This is a genomic window from Zavarzinella formosa DSM 19928 (genome assembly GCF_000255705.1).
In the GTDB taxonomy this organism is placed as follows: domain Bacteria; phylum Planctomycetota; class Planctomycetia; order Gemmatales; family Gemmataceae; genus Zavarzinella; species Zavarzinella formosa.
Genome location: NZ_JH636444.1, coordinates 248,012 through 265,043 on the forward strand (window position 1 = coordinate 248,012; position 17,032 = coordinate 265,043).

At 60.2% G+C, this 17,032-nt stretch carries 18 protein-coding genes, 1 tRNA gene and 1 pseudogene; all 20 read left to right on the plus strand.

Features of this window, described 5'->3' with window-relative positions:
- Window positions 1-104 precede the first annotated feature (104 nt).
- Window positions 105-443, plus strand: coding sequence for a hypothetical protein (locus BGIM_RS0129945; protein WP_157369526.1), 339 nt, complete (start codon window positions 105-107; stop codon window positions 441-443).
- A 54-nt stretch (window positions 444-497) separates the two neighbouring features.
- Window positions 498-2,624, plus strand: a complete 2,127-nt coding sequence (locus BGIM_RS0129950) for a terminase gpA endonuclease subunit (protein ID WP_040890855.1) — start codon at window positions 498-500, stop codon at window positions 2,622-2,624.
- A 261-nt stretch (window positions 2,625-2,885) separates the two neighbouring features.
- Window positions 2,886-3,107: a hypothetical protein gene (locus BGIM_RS53095; protein ID WP_020473374.1), complete on the plus strand. Its 222-nt coding sequence runs from the start codon at window positions 2,886-2,888 to the stop codon at window positions 3,105-3,107.
- Between the two features lie 89 nt (window positions 3,108-3,196).
- Window positions 3,197-4,882, plus strand: coding sequence for a phage portal protein (locus BGIM_RS0129965; protein ID WP_157369527.1), 1,686 nt, complete (start codon window positions 3,197-3,199; stop codon window positions 4,880-4,882).
- Complete coding sequence (locus BGIM_RS0129970; protein ID WP_020473376.1) at window positions 4,860-7,109, plus strand: phage major capsid protein; 2,250 nt, start codon at window positions 4,860-4,862, stop codon at window positions 7,107-7,109. The genes BGIM_RS0129965 and BGIM_RS0129970 overlap by 23 nt, the downstream gene beginning before the upstream one ends.
- A gap of 414 nt (window positions 7,110-7,523) precedes the next feature.
- Window positions 7,524-7,596 (plus strand) — tRNA-Met (locus tag BGIM_RS0129980).
- A 39-nt stretch (window positions 7,597-7,635) separates the two neighbouring features.
- Window positions 7,636-8,334, plus strand: a complete 699-nt coding sequence (locus BGIM_RS59950; protein WP_063607925.1) for a DUF2190 family protein — start codon at window positions 7,636-7,638, stop codon at window positions 8,332-8,334.
- A gap of 3 nt (window positions 8,335-8,337) precedes the next feature.
- On the plus strand, window positions 8,338-8,784 hold the full coding sequence (locus tag BGIM_RS0129990; protein WP_020473378.1) for a hypothetical protein: 447 nt from the start codon (window positions 8,338-8,340) through the stop codon (window positions 8,782-8,784).
- 5 nt (window positions 8,785-8,789) lie between these two features.
- Window positions 8,790-9,761 (plus strand): capsid cement protein, encoded by a 972-nt coding sequence (locus tag BGIM_RS0129995; protein WP_020473379.1) that lies wholly within the window; start codon window positions 8,790-8,792, stop codon window positions 9,759-9,761.
- Window positions 9,762-9,772: 11 nt separating this feature from the next.
- Complete coding sequence (locus BGIM_RS0130000) at window positions 9,773-10,009, plus strand: hypothetical protein (RefSeq protein ID WP_020473380.1); 237 nt, start codon at window positions 9,773-9,775, stop codon at window positions 10,007-10,009.
- Window positions 10,006-10,371, plus strand: a complete 366-nt coding sequence (locus BGIM_RS0130005) for a hypothetical protein (protein WP_020473381.1) — start codon at window positions 10,006-10,008, stop codon at window positions 10,369-10,371. Before BGIM_RS0130000 ends, BGIM_RS0130005 begins: the two co-directional genes overlap by 4 nt.
- The gene (locus BGIM_RS0130010; protein ID WP_157369528.1) at window positions 10,341-10,859 is read left to right on the plus strand and encodes a hypothetical protein; all 519 of its coding nucleotides are present in this window, start codon (window positions 10,341-10,343) and stop codon (window positions 10,857-10,859) included. The genes BGIM_RS0130005 and BGIM_RS0130010 overlap by 31 nt, the downstream gene beginning before the upstream one ends.
- A gap of 3 nt (window positions 10,860-10,862) precedes the next feature.
- Window positions 10,863-11,345 (plus strand): hypothetical protein, encoded by a 483-nt coding sequence (locus BGIM_RS0130015; RefSeq protein WP_020473383.1) that lies wholly within the window; start codon window positions 10,863-10,865, stop codon window positions 11,343-11,345.
- A gap of 3 nt (window positions 11,346-11,348) precedes the next feature.
- Window positions 11,349-11,891: a hypothetical protein gene (locus BGIM_RS0130020; protein ID WP_020473384.1), complete on the plus strand. Its 543-nt coding sequence runs from the start codon at window positions 11,349-11,351 to the stop codon at window positions 11,889-11,891.
- Window positions 11,892-11,895: 4 nt separating this feature from the next.
- On the plus strand, window positions 11,896-12,384 hold the full coding sequence (locus tag BGIM_RS0130025; RefSeq protein WP_020473385.1) for a hypothetical protein: 489 nt from the start codon (window positions 11,896-11,898) through the stop codon (window positions 12,382-12,384).
- Between the two features lie 20 nt (window positions 12,385-12,404).
- Window positions 12,405-12,614, plus strand: coding sequence for a hypothetical protein (locus tag BGIM_RS0130030; protein WP_157369529.1), 210 nt, complete (start codon window positions 12,405-12,407; stop codon window positions 12,612-12,614).
- A gap of 10 nt (window positions 12,615-12,624) precedes the next feature.
- Entirely contained in the window at window positions 12,625-14,286 is a 1,662-nt protein-coding gene (locus tag BGIM_RS0130035; RefSeq protein ID WP_020473387.1) for a hypothetical protein, read from the plus strand.
- Window positions 14,286-15,161, plus strand: coding sequence for a hypothetical protein (locus BGIM_RS0130040; protein ID WP_020473388.1), 876 nt, complete (start codon window positions 14,286-14,288; stop codon window positions 15,159-15,161). The genes BGIM_RS0130035 and BGIM_RS0130040 overlap by 1 nt, the downstream gene beginning before the upstream one ends.
- On the plus strand, window positions 15,158-16,339 hold the full coding sequence (locus tag BGIM_RS0130045; RefSeq protein ID WP_020473389.1) for a hypothetical protein: 1,182 nt from the start codon (window positions 15,158-15,160) through the stop codon (window positions 16,337-16,339). The genes BGIM_RS0130040 and BGIM_RS0130045 overlap by 4 nt, the downstream gene beginning before the upstream one ends.
- Window positions 16,339-17,032, plus strand: a pseudogene (locus BGIM_RS66035) (hypothetical protein); the annotation flags it as partial. The gene BGIM_RS0130045 and the pseudogene BGIM_RS66035, both read left to right, overlap by 1 nt.

The window sequence follows — 17,032 nt, forward strand, 5'->3', positions numbered from 1 at the left end:
AGAATATTTTTCACGGGTCCTTCCGGGGGTCGTTGAACTGCCGACCTCAACGGGAACAGCCAGCAATTGCCCGCGAGTTTGTTTATTTCAAGATCGGACAAATCATGAGCGAGTTGGCGAAGATCATCGGCCTGATTCTGACCGTGATAGCGCGTCCGTTTGAACGAAAAAAACGCGTGGTTTTGGTTGGCAAGTGGCCAATGTTGGGCGGCGGGTTCTCTGTTGTTCGTGTCTTGGAGCCAACTCAGGTGAGCGGTGCGATTGGCATTGTCCGGCACTGTGGCGATGACGTGGTTCTCTACGAGGACGGATCAACAAGCATCGGGAAAAACAACGAATGGTTCCCGCATTCGGGGTTTAACAGGCAAGAACTTCAGTTTCATTCGATTAGACCAAAGGTTGAAACTGTCCGGGAAAGGATCAAGTTGCCGCAAGACAAGTAAAGCGGCGTGACATTGAATGCGTTTGCTTGATTTCTGACCAACCCGGGCGGGATCGTGGCCACTTCAGACAATGACCAGCCCGGTAAAGACGCTTACGCGAAGCATCGTCAAGCAATGGCCGGGAAGTCCCGCGCCAAGTCGGCAGCGGGCCGTGAGATTGGCCCGCTGCCTCCGGTGGTTGATCCAGAGCGGAAGGCGGCTTGTTCTTTATCGCTAAAACTCTTCTGCGAAACGTACCTTTCCGAACGCTTCGATCTCGCATGGTCCGATGACCAAATAACCGCAATTCTGCGGCTTCAGACCCTCGCCCTTATCGGCGGTCTGTTCGCCTTAGCCATGCCACGGGGCAGCGGCAAAACTGCACTTTGTGAGGCGGCCGCGCTGTGGGCGATCTTGTATGGACATCGCCGGTTCGTGGTGATGATCGGAGCGAGCGAACCCGCATCGCTGGAGTTGCTTGAATCGATCAAGATGGCGGTTGAGACAAACGATCTCCTCGCGGAAGACTTTCCCGAAGTGTGCTTTCCGATTCGGCAGATGGAAGGGCAAACCTCGCGGGCGAACGGACAGACGGTTGACGGCACGCGAACGCGCATCGGATGGACGGAGAAGGAGGCCGTGTTCCCGACGATCAAGGGCAGCAAGGCAAGCGGGTCGGTGATCCGGGCGGCGGGGATCATGGGCCGGGTGCGCGGGATGAAGGCGGCGACGGCCGGCGGGCGGTCGATCCGGCCGGATTTCGTCATCGTGGACGACGCGCAGGATGACGAATCGGCCGAGTCCCCAACTCAAACGGCGAAGCGTGAACGGGTGTTGACGGGCGCGCTGAAGGGATTGGCCGGGCCGGGGAAGACGATTTCGATTGCGGTTCCTTGCACGGTCATTGCCGTGAATGACCTTTCCGACCGATTGCTTGACCGGAAACGCAATCCGGCGTTTCGGGGCGAGAGAATGAAAATGGTCTACCGGTTCCCGAACCGGATGGATCTTTGGGACCAATACGCCGAGCTTCGCCGCGAATCGTTCCGCATGGGTGGCGAAGGCGAGCAAGCAACGGAGTTCTATCGGGCAAATCAGACCGAAATGGACGCCGGGTGCAAAGTCGCTTGGGCGGCGCGATTCGATGCGACCAATGAGTTGAGCGCGATCCAGGCGGCGATGAACATCAAGATCGACAACCCGGCGTCATTCGCGGCCGAGTATCAGAATCAGCCATTGACAGAGGCCCAACCAGGGATGCGGTCACTCAATGCGTCGATCTTGCTTCAACGGACTTCGGGTGTCTCGCGGCTCGAAGTGCCTCGCGATTGTTCCACGCTCACGGCGTTCGTGGACTGTCACAAAGAAATCCTCTGGTACATGGTCGTCGCGTGGGATGCGAAGTTCGGCGGGTCGATCATCGACAGCGGGACATGGCCGAAACAGGATCGTGCGTCGTTCCGGCATGACGATCCGCGCCCAGGATTCACGGTGCAATATCCGGGAATCCAGACGGACGACGCGCGGCTTTATGCTGGTCTGCGTGATCTGACCTCGGCGCTGTTGAGTCAGGAATACATGCGGCATGAGACGGGAGAAGCGCATCGGATTTCAATGTGTCTTGTTGACCGAGGATACAAGCCCGAGGTGGTTCACAAGGTTTGTCGGGAGTCTCCGCACGCGGCGATTTTGCGGCCGTCGCTGGGGCACGCGGTCGGAAGCACGGGGCGGGCGGTGCGTCAGTGGGCGAATGTTCCCGGCGAAGTGGTCAGCCCCCCCGGCGCGCCCGCATGGCGTTGGGGATATGCGAAGGGCGAACACGCTACGGGAAGGCGGGTCATATTCGATGCGGACGAATGGAAGACGTTCGCCGCGGATCGACTCACGACGCCGCAAGGCGGTTACGCCCCGGTGTTGTTGTTCTCCGGCGGCGACAATCGGATGCTCGCGGATCATCTGTGCGGGGAGTTTGGCGCGCCCGCGAGGACGACGGGGGGAATGGAATACGAGAAGTGGGTTGCGAGGCCGAATCGGGATTTGCATTTATGGGACTGTTTCGTGGGGTGCTGTGTCGGAGCGGGTGTCGCGGGTTTGCGCTGGAGTCCGGCGGCGGCGGCGGGGCAATCGGAGAAGCCGAAAGAACAACGCAAGAGAGTGAAATGGTCCGAGCGATTCAAAGACAAGTTCGAGGAGTGGCAATGAAAAAGCCTCGCGGCATTCTCTGCCCAAAGTGCGCCTCTCCCATGCGGGTTCACAGCACAAAACGTCCGACCGCCGGGTTGGTTGTTCGCTATCGGAAATGTCCGGCATGCAGTGCCATGAGCCGAACCGAGGAACGCGTGAGACTCATCGGCGGGAAATAGTCCCACTAATGGGAACGTCTCTCCATTTTACCGATTCACATATTGCATTCCCTTGATGCGTTTGCCAAGGTGAGTTCATCTCACACGGGGAACGCTCGACATGCCCGATCTCAGCGACGAAATCGCCGATGCCGCCGCAAACCCCGCCAGCGCCGAGGCTGACGGCGTCAAAGCGCAGGCTCAGCCAATCCCCGATTTGATCGAAGCCGACCGCTACCTTGCCGGCAAGACTGCGCTTAACGGCGCCAATCCCAAGGGCGGCCAGCGCTCCGGGTTCAACGCATTGCGAAGAGGTGTCTTTGTGCCGAGGGGGACCGTCTAATGGGCCTGATCGGCAAAGCCAGGACGATGGCCGCCAAGTTCTTCGGTGAGGTCTCCCGGAAAATCGGGAGGCCGCAATCGAAAACTTGGATGCGTGCGCGTTATGACGCGGCGCAGACCAACGACCAGAACAAGCGTCATTGGTCGAATGCCGACGACACCAGTCCGAACAGTGCCAACCTTCCCGGCGTGCGTCAGACTCTTCGCCGTCGAAGCCGGTACGAAGCCGCGAACAATGGTTTTTGCAAAGGCTTGTTGCGAACTCTCCGGAATGATGTGATCGGCATTGGCCCGAGGCTTCAGCTTTCGCTTCCGGCGACGTGGATCGATCCGGACTTTCAAACCAAGATGGCGACACCGGAGAATGCGGCCCATGAAGTGGAGCGACGCTTCAAGAAGTGGCTGAAGGCGGCCGGAATCGCGCAAGTCTTGCGGATCATGCAGGAGAGTTCCGACCGGGATGGCGAAGTCTTCGGCGTGTTTGTGACGAACCCGAAAATTCAGGATCGTGTTCATCTGACCTTGCGCGCAGTCGAGGCCGACCAATGCACGACGCCAACCTTCACCGGGCTTGATCCGCTGGCTGTTGACGGAATCCGATTTGACGAATTTGGAAATTCGGTTGAGTTCCATTTTCTCAAGTATCATCCGCGAGATCCGTACCCGCGAGGATACGCGGACTTCGACCGGGTTGATGGCCGTTACGTCGTTCACTGGTATGATCCCGACCGGCCCGGACAGCGACGGGGCATTCCTGCCCTGACCGCCAGCTTGCCACTTTATGCGACGCTTCGCCGGTACGGTAGCGCCGTGCTGGCTGCCGCCGAAACAGCGGCGAATCATGCGGCCGTCCTGACGACCGACCAACCGCCGCCGGAGGGCACCCCGCCGGATGACGATCTTCCCGAGAACTTTGACCGAATCCCTCTGCCTCAAAACGGCGGCGTCACTCTGCCATATGGCTGGTCTCTGACGCAGATGGATGCGAAGCAACCGACGACGACGTTTCCCCAGCATCAAGCCACGGTGTTGACGGAGACGGGCGCCCCGGTTTGCGCGCCCCGGAATGTCAGCACGAAAAGCAGCGCGGAGTACAACTATTCGTCCGCGCGTCTCGACCATCTCCCGTATCGTCGGTCCATCGAAATCACGCGTGATCGGTCGGGAGACGAGATCCTAGACCGGCTGTTTCTGGCTTGGCTTCAAGAGGCCCTTTTGATCGAAGGTCATTTGCCAGATGGCCTGCCTCCCGTCTGCGAATGGGAATGGGTCTGGCAGTGGCAGGGCTTTGAATCCATCGACCCGGTGAAAGACGCGACGGCCATTGATATCGGGCTGAAGAACGGCACGCTGACGCTCGCCGAAGTTCTCGCAAATCGCGGGATTGATTGGGAAGAACACCTGGCGCAGAAGGCCCGCGAGCAAGACAAGCTCAATGAATACGGACTGAGCGCTGTGATGATTGCCGCCACTGGAACAGCAATGCCCGCCGGTGACGGCGAAGATGGCGCGAACAATAGTTCGGCGAGCCAGGCGGCGGCGTCCGGCGGCGTTCAGGCGACCGCCCTCAATGGAGCGCAGTTCGATTCTCTATTGGGGCTGGCTGACCGGCTGGCTGCCGGGACATTCAACGCCGATTCGGCGAAAGCCTTGGTGAAGATGGGCTTCCCGCTGATCAGTGACAAACTGATTCTCCGTTTCGTCGATGGCTTGGTGAGTGCCCCAAAACCGCCAGCCACGGAGGGGGCCACCAGTGCCGCGACCCAAACAGCGTAAAAAATCGGGCCTGATCAATGCTGTCGCCCGCGTCGCGATCACGGGGGCCGAAGCTCCGACCGCCGAAACTCCCGCCCGGTTCGAGATGATCGCTTACACCGGCGAGGCAATGCGGATCGGCTATTGGTCTGATCCGGTTGTCGTGGATTTGGAGACGGCTGATTTAAGTCTCCCGATGATTCCGGCCTTGTACGACCACATCCCCGATTCGGATTACGTCGTTGGGCAAGTTCAAAGCCTCACGATTGCCAGCAAGCAACTTGTGGCGGCCGGGCTGTTCACGATTGACGAGAACCTGCCGCCGGAACGCAATTACGCCAAAAAGGTTCTCGCAAAAGCGAAGGCGGGTTACCAGTGGCAGGCGTCCGTTGGGGCAGATCCCTCGACGGTGGAAGAGATCAAGGCCGGTGCCGTTGGCGTTGCCAATTGGGGCCGGGAATATCCCGGCCCGTGTTTGATCGGGCGCGGGTGCAAATTTCGAGAAATGAGTTTTGTTGTCTTGGGAGGTGATCGCCGAACATCGGTGGTTACGGCCCGCATCAAGGGGACGGCGATGGACTTTGAAACATGGCTGACATCGTTGGGGTTCGACGCCGATGCTCAGGCCGCATTCACCGACATTCAGCGGGCGAATCTTCAGCAGCTTTACAACGACGAGTTTGGTGAAGACGCCGACGAAAACACCGAGGAAGACGGCACGGAAGGCACGGGAACGGTTGCCGACCAAGTCGCCACAACCCCGCCCGCCCAGACGACGGCCGCCGCCCGTCCCCCGGCTGTTCGTTGTTCCTCTCGTCCGGCTCCGACCGGCGGGAATCGACCGAATGCCGTTGACGCGGAAAACCGGCGGCTCGCGGCCAATCAGATCCGGGTTGAGCGGATTCAGCAGATTGCCAAGGATTTCCCGAACGTCACCGTGAAGGCGGGGAATCGCCAGGTATCTCTCGCGGCCCATGCCATCGGCCAAAACTGGTCAGCAAACCAAACAGAACTCTATGCGATCCGTGCCGCCCGGCCGAATCCGGCCTCTTCGGCCGATGCGGTTCCTGACCGCGTTCAGGCTCAAATCGTCGAAGCCGCCGTTTGCATCACGGCCGGCATGAAGATGGCTCGCATCGCGGCCAGTTTCCCGGCCGAGGTGCGTGAACGGGTGATGAACGAAGCCACTTCCCGGCAGTACCGCGGATTCGGTATTCAGGCGTTGATGGATTCGACGATCCGGGCGGCTGGTCGGAACTATCACGGCTCCCGGAAAACCGATGACTTCGTTCGCGCAGCCCTCGAATCAGACCGGATGATTCGCGGTTCCGCTGGATTTACGACCATCAGCCTGAGCGGCACGCTTGGCAACGTCGCCAACAAGGCCCTCGTCGCCTCATACGAAGCGCAACAAGTCACTTGGAAAGAGTTCTGCGCGGTGCGGTCTCATGTAGACTTCAAGCCCGTGAGCCGCTTCCGGCTGGACATGACCGGGGCCTTCAAAAAGGTTGGGCCGGATGGTGAATTGAAGCATGTCGGGATGACCGAAACGCAGTTCAACAACCAACTCAGCACATACGGGGCCATCATGGCGTTGACGCGCCAGATGCAAATCAATGATGACCTCGGCGCGTTCCTCGAAATCCCGACCGGGTTGGGCCGTATGTCGGCCGTGCGGATTGAGGAAGCCGCTTACGTCACGATGTTGAGCAATCCTTCGAGCTTCTTCGCGGCCGGGAACAAAAACCTGAACACCGGCGGCGGCTCCGCTCTTGGCGTTGACGGTCTGACGGCCTCGACGACGGCCTTCCAAAATCAGGTTGACCCGAACGGCAAGCCGATCCTGTTGGCGCCGGATCGGATTCTCTTGCCGACGACCTTGGGAGTTCTGGGGCAAACGCTGTTCAAAGACACAACGCTTGTCACTGATGGCGACCAACTGGCCTATTACGTGAATCCTCACGCCGGTCTCTATCGGCCGGTGGTGTCGCCTTACCTGAACAACACGGCGATCCGGGATCAGGACGGCAAGGCCATCAGCGGGCAGAGCAACACGGCTTGGTATCAGTTCGCCGATCCTTCGGTGCGCGCGGCAATCGCGGTTGCGTTCCTCAACGGTCAGGAGATGCCGACGATTGAGGATGCGGAAACGGACTTCAACACGCTTGGCCATCAGTGGCGGGCGTATCACGATTTCGGGATCGGGATGGAAGATCCGGCGGCGGTGCAGAAAAACGCCGGGGCGTAAGCTTTTGGCGGTTGGATTGGATGTGCCTGAGTGGTTTAAGGGTGACGGTAACAAGACGCCATCAGCCGCCCGTTACCGGGGCAATGGAAGGGCGCCACAGGTTCAAATCCTGTCTCTGATTTTGGGAGTTAATTCGATGAATGCGAATGACGCGAAGGCATTGACCGCCCAGGCCAAAAAAGAAGACACCAGCAAAGCTGAGTTAGTTCTCGGATGTTGGCATCGGGCGATTGAAAAGGCGGCAAAGGCCGGTCGCAATTCGGTCAGAGAATCCGAAATTGACCGGCCTCGCACGCCAATCCCGGAAGCGTCCCGAAAGGCGGCAAGGGAAATTTTGGTTCGAGAAGGCTTCACGGTCGAATCCGCTTCAACGGGCATCAATGAAACGGAACTTGAAGTTTCTTGGTGAGTGTTTGCAGGGTGGGGAAGCGGCCATCCCGCGTGGCTCATAACCACGAAATCGCCGGTTCGAGTCCGGCCCCTGCGATTGAGTTTGAACCAATTGGAACGCTTAGGAGTTTTGATCATGTCCCAGACACCGGCCCTGTTTTACCAAGATGGCGATTCCATCGACTACACCCCGGTTTCGGCCGTCCGATCCGGTGACGTGGTTTTGGTTGGCACCGTCCCGATGATCTCCCCGCTGGACATCGCGGCCGGGGTGACTGGCGCCTTGCGATGCGATGGTGCTTTCAGGGTGCCCAAAAACTCCGATGCTTTTACCGCCGGGGACGCCGTTTATTGGGACGCGGATGGAACTCCGGTCACTGGCACGGCCCTGAGCGGGGCGGCCGGCGCTTCGGCCGCGCTCGGCTATCAGATGGGTTTTGCCATCGCCGACGCGGCGAGCGGTGATTCTTATGTGATCGTCCGGTTGCTTGGTCAGAAGAGCAGTTTCGGGACGATGCCGCGCATTCAGACGGCGACCGTCGCAGCCGCCGGATCGGTGCAGGGCGATGCGGCGGCCGTCGCCGAGGGCTTCACGCTGGTGACAGGAGCGGACGCGACGAAGGGCGTGTTACTTCCGACAGCGGCGGCGGGGAAACAGGTGATCATCAAGAACGCGGATGTCGCGAATGCCATCTTGAAAATCTGGCCGGCGACGGGGGACGCGGTCAACGCGGTTGCGGTGAACTCGGCGTTCAGCATTGCCGCCAAGACGAGTGTTCTTCTGGTCGCTTACGACGCGACCACTTGGTATAGCGTGCCGTTGCTGCCGAGTTAACGAGTGGTTGATTGCTTTCACTTGGGGATCATTCGGGGGCTTGCCATGCACGCGGATCACAAACGACTCATTGAAATGGCCGCCTCTTGGGAGGGATCAGAGGGAACCGTCTCCCTGTCTCAGACCGATGCGGACATTCTCAAAACGACCGGTTGCCCGGTGATCGATGGAAAGTCTCCCGGCGAACCGGCTTTCGTCAAGGCAACGAATCTTTGCCGCGCCGCCCGGTTGCTGGCAAATCCTCCCGCCCCGGTGCAAGTTGAGGAAGAAGAGGCGGGCGACGAAGAGGAAGAACCGGACGGCGACGGGCTTGAGGAAAGCACCGTTGCCGAACTGAAGCAATTGGCCACGGTCGAAAACATCGTCTTGGACGGCAAGGCAAACAAAGCCCAGATCATCGAGGCCATCCGGGCGGCGCGCGAAGCCAAGCAATCGTCGGAGGCTTCGTAACACTCATGGGCGAGGCGAACACACTCCGGGCGTCGAATGACATACGGCAGACGGCGCAGGCGACGTTGACGGTCAACGAAGTCGATCAATTGGCCGATGGCTCGCTTGGCGTTCTCAAAGGGACGTCGGGCGCGTCGGTCGGTGATCAGGCCGCTTACGAAACTCGCGGCCAATTCACTTGTCCAAAGCTGACGGGGATTGAGTTCTTGGACGGCGGGCGGGCTTATTGGAGTTTCCCGGACAATGCGATTTCGTTTCGCCGGTCGGGAAATCGCGACTTCTACGCGGGCCGGATCGTTGGGAATGCGGCATCAGCCGACACAGTTTGCGTCGTCAACGTGAATGTCTCGGAGGCGGGATACGACGTTGATCTTCGCAAAGACGCGTTCCTTTCGACGCCAACGGGGACGCCTGCCGCCGGTGGATTCGGGATTCCCAAGCATGTCGGCGGTTCGTCATCGCTGGAACTGACGGCGACCACCGAAGCTCAATGTGTCGATTTGCTGTCCGTAGATCGGTTCGACGTGGTTGCGAACCCGATCCTTGAAGCGATCATTCGCGTGACATCGAACGGTTCAGGCGGCACGGTTGACTTCAACATCGGTCTGGCAAACGGGACTTCGACAACAGACGCCGATGCCATCACAGAGCATGTGTTGATTCACTTTGACGGCGGTTCGACGGCCATCAAAGTGCAATCGAAAGACGGTGTCACAACGGTTGCGGCGACGGACACGACGAAGACGTTTACCGCGGGGAGCGGGGCATCCAACCGGACAGAGGTTTGGATCGATGCCCGGCAACCGGAAAACGTGAAGGTGTACGTCAACGCTGTTCGTGTGCTGTCGGCGACGACGTTCCGAATCGACAATGCGGTTGGCCCGCTTGGCGCTCTGGCGCACCTTGAAAAGACGACCGGGGCCGACACCGGGAAGTATGTGGTTGACCGGCTTTCTGTGCGTTCCGCTCAACAGTGAGGAAAAATCGAATGGCTGTCATCACGGCGAAAGAACAACTGACCAAACTCCTCGCCGGCAAAGAGGCGGGGAAGGATCAATACGTTGAGATCCCCGTCCGGCTGGTCCGGGCCATCTTGACGGGCAAGGCGAAGGGCGCCTGCGAGCGGCAGGATAAACTTCTCGCCGCTGCCGAGGGGCTTCGGCCGGATCAGACGGTTCATCAACGGGCTGACAACTGGATCATCATCGCGGGCGAACTGTCGTGAACCTGTTCGCCAAGGCTCGAGCGTGGCTGGGCGAGCAGTCCAAGAAGGCGGCCGGCGTGGCGGTTGTCTACGTTCAGAAATCATCCGGCATTCGCTTGCCGCTGACGCCGATTCCCGGCCGGACAGTATTCACCAGCAACCTAGAAGACCGGGCGAGGGTCGAGTTCGGCGACCGGGATTATCTGATTGAAGCCGTTGACCTGGCCACCGGAGAGCCTGCCATCGGCGACCGGGTCATTGAGACCATCGACGGCGCGACGACAACGTTCGAGGTGATGCCGACGAACACGGGAGAACCGGCTTGGCGCTGGAGCGATCCGGGCCATACCCGATGGCGAATTCACATGAAGCAGGTGAGCTAGTGGCCGCCCAGATTCTTTCGCTGGCCGACGCCTTGGTTGAACAGGTGCTGGCCGCCTGGAACGCCAGCATCGCCCCGGCGACTGTCACGGCCCCGGACCTGGTTGAGTGGGTGTTCATCGCCACCGGGATTGATGACAAGATGACCGGCCGAAAGGTATTCTTGTTTCCCGGTTTGAACTATTCCAACAGCCCGGCGACTCGCGGCGAGGATGAATGGATTTACGGGGCAACCGCCCTCGTTGTTGAGCGATTCCCCGGCGACACGGCCGGGCCTCCCTCGAAGGAGTGGATTGCCGAGCGGGTGCAGTTCGTGCAGGACATCGTTTCCGGGGCCTTGGATTTCGTCCGTGATTTGCTGATGATCGACGGCCGGCTAATCACGACCCAGACCAACGATGTCACGATGTACGACCCGGACAAGTTGAATCAAGAAAAGTTGTTTTATTCGACCGTCGTGTTCGAGTTTCGGGAAATCACCGAGGGATGAGCCATGTCCGCAACCGCAGGGGTCAAGCCGGCCGTGAAGGCCAAGGTCTATCTGAACACCGATGAATACGACGATCCGACGTGGGTGGACATGGACATCATCCGTGACGTGAACACCGGGAAGCCGTGGGATCTTGGCGATGCCAGCACGCGGGCCAGCCGCGTCAAGTTGTACGCGCCGACCCAGCAAGATTGGGCTCTCACGGCGACCGCCCGCTGCGACAACGCCGACACCAATTACAAGGCGCTGACCGGGGCATCGGTCTCGGCGGCGATGCTCGACTTGCTCATCCTCGATGGACCGATCACCAGCGAGGGGACCGAGGGCTATCGGGCGTGGTTGCACGTCTCCGAAACAGGTCAGGATCAGACCATCGGCAACAACCTGTACAAGAATTTTGACTTCAAGCCGGGCGTCGCCCCCGACCTGCCCAAGTGCGTGACAGTTGGCGCGTCGTCGGCCCTCACGATGACCTCGCCGGGGTAAGTCATGGGCCTTGTGGACGTTTCCATTTCCGGTAATCGGGCGTCGTTTTTCGACACGCCGAGAGTGATTGCATCGATCGACCGCCGCGAACGCGCTGCCCTGTCGAAGATCGGGGCGTACGTCCGGACGCGAGCCCGGTCGTCGCTTCGGAATGCCCCCAAAAAGGCACGGGGCAAGCTGGCTCCGGGGGCGCCGGCCGGCAAACCGCCTTATGTTCACCCAGAAAACAAGTTGTTCACCAAGGAACACACGAACAAAAAGACGGGTGCGGTGACCGACCGGGCGTTTAGTCCGCTCAAGGAATATCTGTACTTCGCCTTCGACGAGAAGAATAAATCCGTCGTGATCGGGCCGGCCCTGTTCCGCAAGGCCGCCCCCAAGCCTTACCTTGTGCCGACAGTTTTGGAGCAAGGCGGCTCGGTATTGGTTCACAAAGACGGCAAGGTGTTCATGGCAAACGCCAAGCCGCACCCGTTCATGGTTCCGGCCCTCAACGCTGAGCAACCGAATTTTGCCCCGCAGTTCGCAAACATCGTGAAGAGGTGATTCCGTGGCGAGTTTCAAAGACGGCAAAAACCGCGAATGGACGGTTCTGATCAATGTTCCCGTCATCAAGCGAGTGCTGACAAAAACCGGCAAGAATCTCGGCGACTTGCTGAAGAACGAGTGTGCGTTGCTGATGGAGATCACCGCTTCCCCGGTCCTATTCGCGGATGTACTCGCGAGTATGTGCGGCCCGCAAATCGCGGCGTCCGGAATCACCGAAGAGGACTTTCAAGAGTCACTCGCCGGGGACGCTGGCGAACCGGCCGTTCAAGCCTTCTGGGATGCCCTTGTGGATTTCTCCCCGCCCCGGACCCGCGAGACCTTGCGGAGTCTGGGGGTCAAGAGCGAGCAAGTTCGACAACTGGCGATGACGAGGGCAGGGGAGAGTCTGGCGAAGTTCATGGAGATGACGCCGGAAAAGATCCTGAACACAATCTCCTCGAATATTGCTACCGGCTCGCCGGAATCGTCGGCATCGAACCCGGGGATTTGACGCTCCGGGAACTGAAGTGGATGGCTGACGAGCGAAAACGAGTGATGGGCTTCCTCGCGGCCTGGCAGATTGTTGAATTCGCAGGCGGCTTCGGCGGTTCGCGTCCGGATGTCAACCGGGTGAACCCATTTGGTGGCCGTCCGAATCCAGTGATCGAGCGAAAGATTGCGGAATCGGAAAAGGCTCAATTCTGGGGCTATCTGCGTCAGGGCCTGATGGGCGGCAAATGAGGACGGTCATATGGGGGCGGCGGCATCGGGCGGGGGCGGCGGCAAATCAAACGACGTTCGCGCCGGCGGCGCTTTCGTCGAGATCTACGCCAAAGACTCCGGGCTGAACAAGGCTCTTCGGGGAATGGGCGTCAAGGTCAAGGCGTTCGCGGAGGGGCTGAAGTCCATCGGCTCTGGGCTGACATTCGTTGGCGGCTCTGCTCTCGCCCCAATCACGGCCCTTCTTAAGTCCGGCACGGACCGCGCCGAGGGCATCGACCAGATGGCCCGCAAACTCGGTTTCACCATCAATCAGATGCAACGGTTACAATACGCGGCCGAGGTGACCGGCGACTCTCTCGACGACGTGATGAATAACCCCGGACGTTACGCGGGCGTGATGGCTGAAACGCCGATGCTCGACACCCAGACGATCAAGGATGCCGTCGAAGTCAATCGCGAATGGCGCAAGACATGGATCGACTTGCAGAATGCGACACTTCCGCTGCTTACGTCATTGAAGCCGATTCTCGCTTCCATCCGCGAGTTCGTGAGCGAACACAAGGATCTCATTCCGATCATCGCCAAGGCGGCCGTTCTCGTCGTCGGCCTGGGCGCGGGGTTCTACGTCGTCGGCACGGCCATTGCCGCCGTGACAACGGCCGCCGCGACGTTATGGACCGCCATCGGGATCATCCTCAACCCGACCACTTGGGTTGGCATCGGCATTGCGGCGGCGGCCTTTGTCGGGCTGGGGGCCTCCTTCGCCGTCGTCGCGGCCTTCTGGGGCGGCATCGCCTACGAGATTCTTCCGGCCCTGCTGCGGGCGTGGGAGTTGGTCGCCGAGTCGTTTGGGCCGGGGATCGCGAGACTTGGAGAGGATGCTTCGGTGGCGTGGAAGGGGATCAAGAGCGCGTTCGCGGACAACGATTTCTCGCGGCTGTTTGAGATTATGTGGACCGGGGCCAAGCTTGTTTTCTTCGAGGGAATGCAGGGCATTGAGGCGTCAACTGACAAGCTGATGGTCAACATCGGAAACAGTATCGCCAAGGGCTTAAAACTGGCCTCCATGTCGTTCGTCGATTTCTTTGCGGATACTGCCGCAAAAATGGCCGAATGGATTCGGGATTTGGAAATAGGCCTGCACGGCTTCGGTTTGTCCGCAAAAAAGGCAGCCATCAGCGCGCTGCCGGGTGGCGTGATTGCCGACAATCTTGAAAGTCAGGCGGTGCAGGCCAAGCAAAAGCAAGACGGCGAATCATTGGTAGCCTTCAATCGACGAATGGCCGAGATTGAAGCGCAAAGGAACAAGCTAAAAGAGGGAGCCGAAAACTTTATCGGCGACACGACCGAGGCCACGCTCGACGCCGCCCTTCGCAAGATCGACGAAGAAACACAGGCGACGTACAAGCCGATCCTCGACCAACTTCGGGCCGAACTGTCGAGGCTGTCCGAGGCGAATCCCAATGCCAACGGCAACCGGCCGCGCAGTGTTGACGCGCTCGGCCCGCAGATTCAGGCCACACGCGGGGCATTCCGTCTGGCCGATGACGCGCGGCAGCAATTCAGCGAGGGAACTCTCGCCGACAAGACGTACCGGGCGACGGCCGACGCAGCCCGGACACTGGTGAAGATCGACGAAAACACCAAGGCACTGGCCGATGAACTCAAGAAGCAAAGGACGCTCACCTAATGTCCGTCACCCTTTACGAAAGCGTGAAGTCTCGCGGCTTCGAAATCTCGACCGACAGTAGCTCATTCACGGGCGAGTTTTTGGCCGTCGGTTCGGACGATCATGAGGCGGTGTACGCGGCGGTTCTCCAGCAGACTCCGCTTTCGTTCTTCGGGCTGTATCGCAAATCGGCGAGTTGCAAGCCGCGCGGCGGCCCGTATTGGGACGTGTCGGTGGGGTACGCCAGCATCCCGGCAAGCGAGGCATTGGGGCAGCAAGACTCCGGATCGGAGCAACCACCGCCCGATTCGCCACAACCTGACGATTCGCTGAAATCCGGCTTCTCGTTCACCACCAGCGGCGGGACGCAGCACATCACCCAAAGCCTGCAGACGATCAGTTCCACCGGCCGCACGCCGGTTGGCGGGGTCGGGCCGCCGACGACGCCCCCGGATTACAAGCAGGCGATTGGGGTCACCCGCGATTCCGTCGAGGGTGTTGACATTATCTCGCGGACGAACGAATTCAGTCGTGAGATTCACCGCGGAGCCGTGACGCTTCGATATCTGAACACCCTCTTCAAGTTGACTGGCACCGTCAACATCGCGCCTTTCTACGGACGCGCTCCCGGCGAGGTTCTTTACCTCGGCGCTGACGGCCAGTTTGGCACGGGCGAGGGCTGGTCAATCACGCACAAATGGGGCGTCAGCCCGAACAAGGTGAACATCAAGATCAGCGACGAGATCACGGTGCCCGCCAAGTACGGGTGGGAATACCTCTGGGTGGCTTACACAGAGCAATACACCGGGGGCCGAAAAGTCCGCATTCCGATGGCTGCCTACGTCGAGCGGGTGTACGAGTACGGCGATTTGTCCGGGTTGGAGATCGGCACATGAGCGACCCGCTGCAGCCGGTTTCCCCCGGCGATCCGATCCCCGACCGACGCGCCGCGATGTGGAATCAGGTCTTCAGCTCAGCCAGGCACTTCCGCACGCACGGCGTCGGTCGCAGTGGCGCCCCGGCGGTCGTCAACGATCCGCTCATCGGCAACCTCGAAATCATTGTTCGCAACGACACCGGCGCCACGCTCCTGGAAATGGCCGTGCTGAAGCTAGGCGATCCGCTGGTGTCGGTGGTCGATTACCCGATTGACAATCAGGAGGAACCGGCGTTTGCCGGACTCGCTCCGACCGGCCCGGCCGATCTCGTGTGCGTCACCCAGCAGGGTTTATCCACAGGTGAAATCGGACGCGCCACCATCGCCGGGATTTGCGTGTGCAAGATCAACGTCACCGACGCGAGCCACGGGTACGCCTCGCCAACGGCGACCAGTTCCGCTTACTTGCTGAGCGGAGTCACGGGCTTCCACCGGATCCTGTGGAAGGAGTCCGGCACCGGCGTGAAGATGGCCGTCGTGATGATGGAGCTTTCGCCGAACCCTCAGATCCCCGACACGGCCCACGATGTGTCCGGGATTATCAACCTGCTCGGCCAGCATCTCGGCAACGGATCAAAGGGTGTTGATTCGTTGTGGGTTGGTCTCTACGACCGGAGTGACGGGGCATTATTTACCAATTCGTCCGGCGCACTGTGGGTGACCGGCAAGACGGCCGGGTTGCCCAACAGCGGCGAGTTACAGACCGGATCTTTCACCAGCATCGTCTCCGGCGTCGGTGCGAGCGCCCAAATCAAGGCGTACACGGACGGGTCAAAATATGGCTGGAACTTCCTGACGAACGGCGGGACGGGCGGCTCATACGCTTCGATTTTCACGGCGGTTTATGGCGCGTCGGGAACGTCACTACTGTCGACGGACAACCTCTCGCTCTCCCAAAACTGCCACGCTCGAACCTATTCGGTCAAATACGGGATCCTGACCTTCGCCGGGGATAGCTCCATCGGATTTGACCCGGTGTCCGGAGCCAACCAGACGTTCGGGCTGAACTTCGTCCACGGCCTGTACACCGGCGGGGATCTCGCGATTTCGTTTGCGGACATTTCGGGAACTTTGAGCGGTTCAAAAATCAGCGGCGGCACAATCACGGGCGGCGTAATCAGCGGAGGGACTTGGTGATGTCGACAGATTTTGCGGGAACGATTCAGATCAAACACGGACCCTTCGCCGGCATCCCGACGCTGGCGGTCGGCGAGCCGGCGATGACCACTGACGGGGGAAACGAAAGGCTCTTCCTCGGCACGGCCGGTGGCAACAAGGAATTCGGAGCGGCGGGACCGGCCGGCGCGGATGGGGAATCGGCTTATCAAGTGGCCGTCGATAACGGCTTCGTTGGCGACGAAACCGCCTGGCTGGCCTCGCTGGTCGGACCCACGGGCGCACCCGGAGCGGATGGGGCCGATGGAGTGGATGGCGCCGATGGGACCAACGGGACCAACGGATCCCCCATGAACTGGCGGGGCGCGTACAGCGGTGCGACCGCCTACTCACCCGCCGATGCCGTCTCTTACCTCGGCTCGACGTACACGTGCATTCTGGCGTCAACCGGCAACCTGCCGACCAACGCGACCTACTGGGACATCGCGGCGGCAAAGGGCGACACGGGCGCCACAGGTCCGACCGGGGCAACTGGCCCAACAGGATCGACCGGGGCCACTGGCAGCACGGGAGCGACCGGGGCGCACGGCGTTGACGGCGCGTCCGGCGGTTACTCGATTGAGTACATTTTTGATTCGACCACTACGGCCGGCACATTCCCCGGCAACGTGCGTTGCAACAACGCGACCATCTCCAGCGTCACCAATATTTTCG